The organism is Pseudomonas sp. LAMO17WK12:I10, assembly GCF_900215185.1.
In the GTDB taxonomy this organism is placed as follows: Bacteria; Pseudomonadota; Gammaproteobacteria; order Pseudomonadales; family Pseudomonadaceae; genus Aquipseudomonas; species Aquipseudomonas chlororaphis.
Window position 1 is genome coordinate 1 of the sequence record NZ_OBDX01000076.1, and the last position, 2,673, is coordinate 2,673.

Consider the following 2,673-nt stretch of genomic DNA (forward strand, 5'->3'; position numbering starts at 1 on the left):
GGCATCACCCTGAATAAGTCCTATCCTGAGGACAGTTTTATGCCTGAATACAGTGAGTTGAAGCAACCCAAAACACACTTAAAAGAAACCGAAATAGAAACCGAAATAGATAACGATGCTCCAGTGTTTCAATGGGACAGCCAGGGAGGTGCTGATAGCTCACCATCTGATGAGGGGGAAGGACTATCGGCCGGAAGCGACAATGACCGTTTGTTCTCTTTTCTTCGTGCGCCGCGCCTGCAGGAAGCCCAGGAATTCAGGCGCAAGGGGTATAACAGTCAGGTGCCTGAGGTTGACCCGAGGTTAGTGACGCAGCTGCGTGAAGCAGTGGCCATGGCCAAATCCCGAATATCCCTCCATGCCCCCGTTGGGGGGCCGCTGGGTTCCCTGTGGCTGCTGGGCCAGATAGACAAAATAGAGCGTCTCACGGGCAAGCTTTCAGACGACGTCATAAAGCGCTGGGTTAAGGATGAGCTGCCTGGCAAAAGCAGTGGGGAAGCAGAGGGGGAGGAGGAGGTTGAACTGGGGAGTCGGCGTACGACCCAGTCCCTGGTCAGACGGCTGGAGTCAACCCTGCAGACGCTGATCCGTGTTGTCCATACCCTGCTTGCTATTGATGACCACAGCACGCCGAAAAAACGGGGCGAACTACTCGTCACTGAGCTTGCCAGTGCGTTCTCTTCCATTGATGAAAGTTCGGTGATACAGGCTCTGGAAAGGATGACCTCAGAGGTTTCCGGTGATACCGCCTGGACTTCCCTTATGCAGGCCCGAGCAGCGGCATGGGAGACCGATAAGGCGGCCGCCATCAGTACGATGATCGAGACCACGCGGCACGAAGCGGAAAAAGCCAATAAAAAAGCCCGTGTGCTGCAGGGCGATTCTCAGGCTTTCTTTAGTCGTGTTGCCGGATATCTCCTGTCACTCTCCGGTGAATTGAAAAAAGCGTCGGGTAACGTGAGCCAGAGCACCTCTTTCCCGGTCATGCCGTATGTGAATAATGATAAGGCGGTCGCGCCTTTGTCGCGCTCAGATCCCCTCTCACAGCGATTCATGGCGGGTGTTAGTAAGAAAAAAACACAAGCACAAATTGCGTTAGCGGGAGGGGAAGGGAAACTGCACCAGCTTGTCCGAATCACACGGCATGGTCACCCCACCAAAACGCCATCAAAAAATACCGAACGTGTCGTTGCCGATTCCGCCATCAGAAGCATTTTATGGCAGTGGCAACAGTCGGCAATCAAAATTCAGTACGCCAGCGGTGCGATATTGCCAAAAGTGAAGGAGTTGAAAAAAATTGAAGAGATGTTTTCATCCGATGCCGTGACGTATGACAAAGGGAGTCAACAGGAGGGCCGGGAGACTTCGGTCAGCCATCTGGATGAAGATGACCTGGATGCGCAGGTCAGACAATGGGTGAATGACAGCATTGAACAGGCAAAACCTGAAAACCAGCAGGCAGAAAAGCTGGCGGTACTGAATAAGCTTCTGGACGGTGATATCGACAATGCCCGTGCACTGGTTGGACGTTTAAGTGAAAAAGCGGAGAGTATGCAGGATCTGCTCAAGAAACAGCGTTTTGCTGTCCTGAAGATGATTACTCTGCGCTCTAGGCTGGACCCTTCCCTGCGGGCGGTGGATGAACTGTTGCCGAAGGTGGCCAGGGACCTCACCGCGAGCCTTGCTGCCCTGGAACACGCCTGTCAGGCAGCCGCCATACGCGATTTTGCTGAAGCTGAAAAACAGGCCGACTCTGCGCAATTACGGGCGACAAAGGTTAAGGAAAGCCTGTCTGCAGAGTCAGCACGGCTTACCGCAAGGCCGCTGGATGAACATTCCCGGGGCTCACGCCTTGCCAAACATTGGGCGAATCTTGCGAAAGAACAGAACCAGCGTAATTATCCGCCGCTTGATGCTGAAAAGGTGTTTTCCTCTCTGAAAAAACAGGGGCTGTTAGAAGGGGTTCTTTCAACCGGAGACCCGGAGGGGTATCTCTTCGCCACCCGACTTGCCGGTGAGCTTGAAAATGCCCGTAATGATGAACTGAGATTACCGATGAGCCCGGAGCAATATGCCGCATTAGAAAAGGGGCTTGTTGAGTATATTGTGAAGTGGGGGCAAAAGAGGGTCTCACGAGGGATAGCGCGTATTATTATTGAGCTGTCTTTCGAGCAGGGCCTGGATGCGGTATCGTTCAGCGTGTCAAGTCTCTTCCGGATACCCTTTAAGGTCCTGAAGGCTGTGATAAAAGTACCGTATAATGTCAATAAGGTTAATAGTTATACCATGCCAGGTCACGATAAGCCCTATAAGGCGATTTATGGCTTGCTGGAAAAAAAACTCAAGCAACTTGGCTTTAATCTACTGACGGCGCCTGTGCCTGGCATGATAAAACTTGCGGCCGGTGCCGGAGTAACCGCAGGTGCGGCCTTATATAATTCACATGTCGGGAACAGAGAGAACACATTCAGTGCGGTTTATGAACGTCTGACAGAAGGGAAAAAAAGTGAAAAAATAAAAATGCAATCTGCGGGGGAGATGCTGCTTGATACAGTGATTGATACCACCACTGCGGCAGCTTTTAAAGGGACGCGCACAGCTTGGGGAGCAGGAAGTGAGAACAACGCTATTCCAGATAACGCGTTCGATAACGAACATGTTAGTGCTGTCCTC

Annotated in this window: 1 protein-coding gene; it reads left to right on the plus strand. The window is 52.0% G+C overall.

The features are described 5' to 3' along the window. Positions 1 to 39: 39 nt before the first annotated feature. Positions 40 to 2,673 (plus strand): hypothetical protein (locus tag CRO75_RS32115; RefSeq protein ID WP_143504335.1); only part of this gene is annotated, 2,634 nt, incomplete at its 3' end.